Consider the following 841-nt stretch of genomic DNA (forward strand, 5'->3'; position numbering starts at 1 on the left):
TTCATATACCCGGGAGTGATTTCCGTCTTACGGTAATCCATTGTACTGCCGGACCACCGACTGTGAGCCACTCCGGCCATGGCGTACGCACTGACCTGCTTACTGATTTGTAAAACCGGTCCGGCCATCACGCTCACATAACGTCCACGCAGGCTCTCATAGTGAAACGTATCCTCCCCGGTCATCACTGTGCTGCTCTTTTTCGACGCGGCGAACCCCAGGGAAGCCATCACCCCCACACTGTCCGTCAGCTCATAACGGTACTTCACGTTAATCCCTTTCAGATGACTCACACCGGTATCCCCGCCCGACAACGACGGCAATGTACCCGGTTTCACTTGAAAATAGCCCACCGTAAACGTACCATGTCCACCTTCCGCACGGGCCGGAGTGACTGTCACCGCAAGTGCGGCAAAGACAGCAACGGCAATACACACATTACGCATCGTTCACCTCTCACTGTTTTATAATAAAACGCCCGTTCCCGGACGAACCTCTGTAACACACTCAGACCACGCTGATGCCCAGCGCCTGTTTCTTAATCACCATAACCTGCACATCGCTGGCAAACGTATACGGCGGAATATCTGCCGAATGCCGTGTGGACGTAAGCGTGAACGTCAGGATCACGTTTCCCCGACCCGCTGGCATGTCAACAATACGGGAGAACACCTGTACCGCCTCGTTCGCCGCGCCATCATAAATCACCGCACCGTTCATCAGTACTTTCAGATAACACATCGAATACGTTGTCCTGCCGCTGACAGTACGCTTACTTCCGCGAAACGTCAGCGGAAGCACCACTATCTGGCGATCAAAAGGATGGTCATCGGTCACGGTG

At 54.0% G+C, this 841-nt stretch carries 2 protein-coding genes; both read right to left on the reverse strand.

Annotated elements, in window-relative coordinates:
* On the reverse strand, window positions 1-446 hold a 446-nt coding region (gene lom, locus CBF90_RS16065), incomplete at its 3' end, for an outer membrane beta-barrel protein Lom (protein WP_088381078.1).
* Between the two features lie 61 nt (window positions 447-507).
* The coding region (locus CBF90_RS16070) for a hypothetical protein (protein WP_197690600.1) at window positions 508-841 on the reverse strand (334 nt) is incomplete at its 5' end.

This window comes from Microbacterium sp. AISO3 (assembly GCF_002204305.1).
Lineage (GTDB): Bacteria > Actinomycetota > Actinomycetes > Actinomycetales > Microbacteriaceae > Microbacterium > Microbacterium arborescens.